Here is a 6257-nt window from a genome sequence, read left to right on the forward strand (position 1 = left end):
GGTTAAGTTTGTCGCGAGTTCCGCACGCAAAGGAAAGCACTTAATGTGCTTTCCGTCTTGCGCAGGACTGTAGAGCAGCAAACTTAACCGCCCCGCCCGGCGGGCGAGCGTACAGGAACGACATCTGTCCAACAATTCGTGCGAAACATAATGAAAAACCGTTTGATGTGAGTTAATATAAACAACGTCGTGAATCTGACTCCTGCCACATACATGACAGGGGTTAAACACAAAAAAGGAGTCAACTATGGTTTCTGAGAAGGCTACCCTCGTTAATCCTCAGGGTCTGCACATGCGTCCGGCTGGTCTGTTCGCCTCCACCATGGGCAAGTATGCCTGTGACGTGACGGTCGTTACCCCCGAGAAGGAGGTCAACGGCAAGTCCCCGATGGCCCTCATGGCTGCTGGTATCCCCTGCGGCACCGAGGTCGAGGTCAAGTGCGACGGCGCTGACGAGGCCGAGGCTCTGGCTGCTGCCATCGAGCTCATCAAGAGCGGTCTTGGCGAGTAGAACTCAAACGGGTCGCATGTTGAACAACTAAGTTCATATTTGGGGGCGCAGTGACCTGTTGTAAGGTAGCTGCGCTCTTTTGTCATGGATATGGCAAAACGCTTTATCACATGACACGGAGAGAGGAATGGGAATGTATCAGGGAGTCAACGCTTCCGAGGGCATCGGTATCGGCACCGTCATGGTCGCCGTCGATCCCGACTTGACGTTTGAGCCGCACGAGGTTGCTGATTCGGCAGCAGAGAAGGAGCGCTATCAGTCCGCTCTTTCGGTCTTCTGCGAGAAGACCCAGGCTCAGGCCGACCACATGAAGGAGACGGTGGGCGAGGCCGAGGCCGAGATCATGAGCGGACACATTGTCCTGGCTCAGGATCCGGGCATGACCGACGCCATCAACGCCGCCATTGACGGTGGTACTTGCGCCGAGCAGGCGCTCATGGACACCTCGACCATGTTCGAGAACATGTTCCTGTCCATGGACGACGAGATGTTCCGTCTGCGCGCGGCCGACATCGCCGACATCCGCACCGGTATTCTGGCCGAGCTGCTGGGCAAGGAGGTCGTTGACCTCTCCGTCCTGCCCGAGAACACCGTCGTTGTCGTGCATGACCTCACGCCGTCCATGACCGCCACGATCGATAAGGCCCACGTTGCCGGTATCGTCACCGAGACCGGTGGCCGCACGTCGCACTCCGCGATCATCGCCCGTGCCCTCGAGATCCCGGCTGTCCTTTCGGTTTCCAACAGCTGCACCGCGCTGCGCAACGGTATGACCGTTGTCGTCGACGGTGGCAAGGGTATCGTCGAGGCCGATCCAGACGAGGAGACGCTCGCTGCCTACACCGCCAAGGCCGAGGCCTTCGCTGCCGAGAAGGCAGCCCTCGAGGCCTTCCGTGGCAAGCCGTCCGTGACTGCCGATGGCATCAAGAAGATCATCGCCTGCAACATCGGTAACCCCGATGACGTGCCCAACGCGCTCGATCACGACGCCGAGGCCATCGGTCTGTTCCGCTCCGAGTTCCTGTTCATGGATTCTGCCGAGCTTCCTTCCGAGGAGGAGCAGTTCAACGCTTACCGCAAGGTCGCCAGCGCGCTCAAGGGCGCTCCGGTCATCATCCGCACGCTCGATGTGGGTGGCGACAAGGAGATCCCGTATCTGCACATGGTCAAGGAAGATAACCCCTTCATGGGCTTCCGCGCCGTGCGTTACTGCCTCGCCAACCCCGACCAGTACAAGGTCCAGCTCCGCGCCCTGCTGCGCGCCAGCGCCTTTGGTGACGTCAAGATCATGATCCCGCTCGTCACTTGCGTCGAGGAGGTCGTGGCCGTCAAGGAGCTCGTCGAGCAGTGCAAGGCCGAGCTGACCGAAGAGGGCCGCAAGTTCAACGAGAACATCGAGGTCGGCATCATGGTCGAGACGCCTGCCGCCTCGCTGCTCGCTGACCGCCTGGCCGAGGTGGCCGACTTCTTCTCCATCGGCACCAACGACCTGATCGGCTACACCATGTGCGCCGACCGTGGCAACGACACCATCTCCAACCTGTACCAGGTGTACTATCCCGCCGTGCTCCGCTCGCTCAAGAACATCATCGAGAGCGGCGTGAAGGCCGGCATCATGGTCGGCATGTGCGGCGAGGCCGCTGCCGATCCGCTGCTTGAGCCGCTGCTGATCAGCTGGGGCCTGGAGGAGTTCTCGATGAGCGCTCCGTCGATCCTGCGCGCCCGCAAGACCATCAGCCAGTGGACCAAGGCCGAGTGCGACGAGCTCGCCGAGAAGGCGCTCGCCTGCAACACCGCCGCCGAGGTCAAGGCACTGCTTGAGTCCGCAGCTCGCTAATTTGGTATCAGAGGTAACCGCGTGGTTGGAATGGGCCGGCCACGCGGCCCTCACATATACAGGGGGTACTGTAAATGTTCTACACGCTAACCGCTAACCCGGCTGTCGACATGACGGTTTCGAGCTCTCCGCTCGAGCCCGACGAGAACGTCCGCACCGGCTCGGCCAGCTACACGGCTAACGGCAAGGGCCTCGACGTGTCCTTCGCCTTTAAGAAGATGGGCGTCGACACCGTCGCGCTCGGCTTCTTCGCTGGCTTCACGGGCAAGTTCATCGTCGAGGAGGTCATGAACCTGGGTTGCCTCTGCCGCCCGGTCTGGACCGACGGTATCACGCGCATTAACACCTACGTCAACGATGGCCAGCACGAGTACGGCATCCTGAACCCGGGTGCTCCGATCACGCCGCAGCACCAGGAGGAGCTCTACAACATCCTGGACACCGCGGGCGATCTCGAGTGCCTGATCGTTTCCGGCTCCGTGCCTCCCAAAGCTACGCCCGACTTCCTGGCTCAGGTCATGGAGCACGCTCAGGCTCGTGGCGCCGACGTCGTCCTGGACCTGTCCTCCGACAAGCTCAAGGAGCTCGCTCACAATAAGCCGCTGCTCATCAAGCCGAACCATCACGAGATGAAGGCCATCTTCGGCGTGCCGGTCGACACCGACGACGAGGTCCGCGTTGCCATGAAGATGGCTCACGACGCTGGCGTTCAGAACGTGCTGCTCACCCGTGGTAGCCGCGGCGACGCTTACTTCTCCAACGGCGAGGATATTTGGTACGCCAAGCGTGAGTTCAACATCAAGCTGGTTTCTTCTGTCTGCGCCGGCGACTGCACCCTCGCTGCTTTCCTGCACAAGTGGTACAGGGATCGCGACAACGTCGAGGAGGCCATGAAGCTCGCTATGGCCACCGGCGCCAACGTTGCCGAGTCCGTCGGCATCGGTGACTTCGGTCACGTCGACGAGTACAGCAAGCGCGTTGCTGTCCGCAAGCTCGATCGTCAGTAATCGAAACGCGACATATTCGTGCGCATGCGGCGCCCCGGTTTCGGCTGGGGCGCCGTTTTTTGTCCCATCCGAACCTTGGCGCCGCCCTTCACCGCTTCCACACCGTTCGCCGAGTTGTTGTAGCCTTTTGCCGAAGCGTGGAATATACTTTCATTAACACGTTGCTTCGTGAAAGGAACATTCATGATTTACACGCTCACTGCAAATCCCGCTATTGACTACAACATCTCCTGCGATGGCCTGTCCGCCAATACTGTTACGCGCACCCGTAACGCGGTCTACACCCCCAACGGCAAGGGTCTCAACGTCTCGTTTACGCTCGACCACTACGGCGTCGACACCACGATTCTGGGCTTCTTCGCCGGCTTCTCGGGCGAGTTCATCGTTAAGGGCGCCGAGGCCCTTGGCGTGCCCGTCAAGCCCGTGTGGACTGACGGCATCACGCGTGTCAACGTGTTCCTCAACGCCGGTCCCGATACCGAGTACAACATGGTCAATGCCGGTGCCGCCATCAATGCTGCCAACGAGCAGGAGATGTTTGAGCTCATCGATTCGCTCGACGACATGACCTGCCTGGTCATTAGCGGCTCGCTGCCCCCCAACACCTCCGAGGGCTTCCTGGCCGAGGTCCTGCGCCGCGTCAAGGCCAAGGGCGCCGAGTTCGTGCTCGATATCTCGAGCCATCAGCTGGCCGATCTCATTGCCATGGAGCCGTTGCTCATTAAGCCCAACGATGACGAGCTGCTCGACATCTTTGGCATCAAGGTGAGCGGTGGCGACGACGAGTCCGTCAAGCGCGCGATGGCCGAACTGCACGCCAAGGGCGCCAAGAATGTGCTGCTGACCCTCGGCGGCGCCGGCGCGTACTTCTCCAATGGCGAGCACATCTGGTTTGCCAACCGTACCTTTGAGGTCAAGCTGCTGTCGACGGTCTGCGCCGGCGACTCCTCGCTCGCTGCCTTCCTGTCCGTGTGGCACGATGCTCCCGAGCGCGTCGAGGACGCCCTGCGCCTTTCGATGGCCACCGGCGCCAACGTGGTCGAGTGCCCGGGTCTGGGCGATTTTGCCAAGGTTGACGAATATAAGAAGCACATCGAAGTTCGTCAGGTCTGCTAGTTCCGGCACCTTGCCTGAATAGTTCGATTAATTCGCATCCGTCTTAGACCAGGACGGATGCGTTTTTGTTTATGTGACTTGCGTGTGCAGAAGAGGCTGTTTCTTGCTAGACTTCTTGCAGATGCAATCGATAGCCAATTTGATAGTCGCAGGAGGCCATAGGCATGTGCAATGTTTCGCTCAACGGTACGCAGCCGACCGATGCCTCCATCCGTGTCCTGCGTGCGCTTGAGGCAGCCGGTCTTGAGGCTTGGTATGTAGGCGGTTGGGTACGTGATGCCCTAATGGGGCGCTCCAGCCACGATGTTGACATGTGTTGTAGCGGCCTGTGGCAGGAGTCCAAGGCAGCGCTCGAGGCGGCTGATATTGCCGTGGTTGAGTCGGGCATTAAATTTGGCGGCATCACGGCCATTTGCGATGGCGAGCGCATTGAGGTCACCACCTATCGCCTGGACGGCTTTTACACCGATTGTCGCCATCCCCAGAGTGTGGAGCGTGCGGCGTCGCTTGAGGACGATCTGGCGCGTCGCGACTTTACCGTTAACGCTATGGCCTGGCATCCTGAGCGCGGTCTTGTCGACCGCTACGATGGCCAGGGCGACCTGAAGCGCAAGCTCATCCGCGCCGTTGGAGATCCCAAGCGTCGTTTAAACGAGGACGCGCTTCGCATGCTGCGCGCGGTGCGTTTTGCCTGCCGTCTGGATTTTATGATCGAACCTAAGACCAAACAGGCGCTTGCCGAGTGTGCGCCGCTGCTCGATGCCGTGGCACGCGAGCGCGTGGGTATTGAGCTCGAGGGCATCCTTTCGACCGGCCACGGGGGAGACGCCATGCTGCGCTACCCCGAGCTTGTTTGCGCCGCCGTGCCCGAGCTCGCTGCGGGTAGGGGCTTTGACCAGCGCAGTGTCTATCATGCCTTTAACGTCTACGAGCATATCGCCCGCGTGCTGACGGTGGCAGGGGAGCTGGCGCTGTGCGATGGTGTTGCGCCCTCTTCGAGCCTTATGTGGGCGGCGTTTTTGCACGATGTCTCCAAGCCCGATTGCTTTACGGTCGACCATGCGGGCAGCGGTCACTTCTACGGCCATCCCGAGCTCGGCGCCAAGAAGGCGCGAGTCATCATGGATCGTCTGGCGCTCTCGCACGATTTGGTGCGCGATGTGTGCCAGCTGATCAAATACCATGACAAGCCGCTGCGTCCCGAGCGATCCTGCCTGCTCAATATGATGCGTGCGCTTTCGGGCGAGGGTGTCGATACGCCGCGTCTGATGGACGAGCTCATGGACCTTAAGCGTGCCGACACGCTCGGCAAGGCGCCCTCGTGCTTCTATTACGTCGAGACGATCGAGGAGATGCGCGCTCTGGCACGCGAGTTGCTGGCGGCGGGGGAGCCCTATACGCTCAAGATGCTTGCTATCAATGGTGGCGACTTGATTCGCGCCGGCGTCAAGCCCGGGCCGGAGTTGGGCAATCTACTCAACACCGCCCTCGACGCCGTAATCGAGGATAATATCCCCAACAAGCGCGAAGCCCTCCTGGCTCACCTGCACCTGGGGTAGTCAGGTGGTTCCATTCCATATGAGCGCCCGGTTGACCTGCGCTTTCCATAACCTCACGACAAAATCTGAGCAATTTGGAATTTCTTCTTGCGCTCGCGTTTTTTGTCCCGTAATATATTTCCTCGCAGCACGGCAGTGCAGATGTCATGTGGCCCGTTCGTCTAGCGGTTTAGGACGCCGCCCTCTCAAGGCGGAGATCACCAGTTCGAATCTGGTACGGGCTACCA

At 60.2% G+C, this 6257-nt stretch carries 5 protein-coding genes and 1 tRNA gene; all 6 read left to right on the forward strand.

Annotated elements, in window-relative coordinates:
• Positions 1-247: 247 nt before the first annotated feature.
• The 6 genes from ACEXKH_RS09440 (at position 248) to ACEXKH_RS09465 (ending at position 6257) form a co-directional block, all read left to right on the forward strand.
• Positions 248-511 carry an HPr family phosphocarrier protein gene (locus ACEXKH_RS09440; RefSeq protein ID WP_022094575.1) on the forward strand — a complete coding sequence of 88 codons (264 nt, stop codon included), beginning with the start codon at positions 248-250 and terminating at the stop codon, positions 509-511.
• 133 nt (positions 512-644) lie between these two features.
• A complete protein-coding gene (ptsP, locus tag ACEXKH_RS09445) occupies positions 645-2348 on the forward strand; it encodes a phosphoenolpyruvate--protein phosphotransferase (protein ID WP_373573917.1) in 1704 nt (567 codons plus the stop codon).
• Between the two features lie 74 nt (positions 2349-2422).
• Positions 2423-3355 carry a 1-phosphofructokinase family hexose kinase gene (locus tag ACEXKH_RS09450; RefSeq protein ID WP_373573918.1) on the forward strand — a complete coding sequence of 311 codons (933 nt, stop codon included), beginning with the start codon at positions 2423-2425 and terminating at the stop codon, positions 3353-3355.
• A 183-nt stretch (positions 3356-3538) separates the two neighbouring features.
• Complete coding sequence (locus ACEXKH_RS09455) at positions 3539-4471, forward strand: 1-phosphofructokinase family hexose kinase (protein ID WP_373573919.1); 933 nt, start codon at positions 3539-3541, stop codon at positions 4469-4471.
• Between the two features lie 164 nt (positions 4472-4635).
• Positions 4636-6030: a CCA tRNA nucleotidyltransferase gene (locus ACEXKH_RS09460; protein WP_373573920.1), complete on the forward strand. Its 1395-nt coding sequence runs from the start codon at positions 4636-4638 to the stop codon at positions 6028-6030.
• A gap of 150 nt (positions 6031-6180) precedes the next feature.
• A tRNA-Glu gene (locus ACEXKH_RS09465) sits at positions 6181-6257 on the forward strand.

This window comes from Collinsella aerofaciens ATCC 25986 (assembly GCF_964259375.1).
Classification (GTDB): domain Bacteria; phylum Actinomycetota; class Coriobacteriia; order Coriobacteriales; family Coriobacteriaceae; genus Collinsella; species Collinsella aerofaciens_BO.

Excerpts from the sequence above, each read along its gene's own strand:
- ACEXKH_RS09455 (WP_373573919.1), top strand. The coding sequence starts at position 3,539 with ATGATTTACACGCTCACTGCAAATCCCGCTATTGACTACAACATCTCC.
- ACEXKH_RS09460 (WP_373573920.1), top strand. The coding sequence starts at position 4,636 with ATGTGCAATGTTTCGCTCAACGGTACGCAGCCGACCGATGCCTCCATC.
- ptsP (WP_373573917.1), top strand. The coding sequence starts at position 645 with ATGTATCAGGGAGTCAACGCTTCCGAGGGCATCGGTATCGGCACCGTC.
- ACEXKH_RS09450 (WP_373573918.1), top strand. The coding sequence starts at position 2,423 with ATGTTCTACACGCTAACCGCTAACCCGGCTGTCGACATGACGGTTTCG.
- ACEXKH_RS09440 (WP_022094575.1), top strand. The coding sequence starts at position 248 with ATGGTTTCTGAGAAGGCTACCCTCGTTAATCCTCAGGGTCTGCACATG.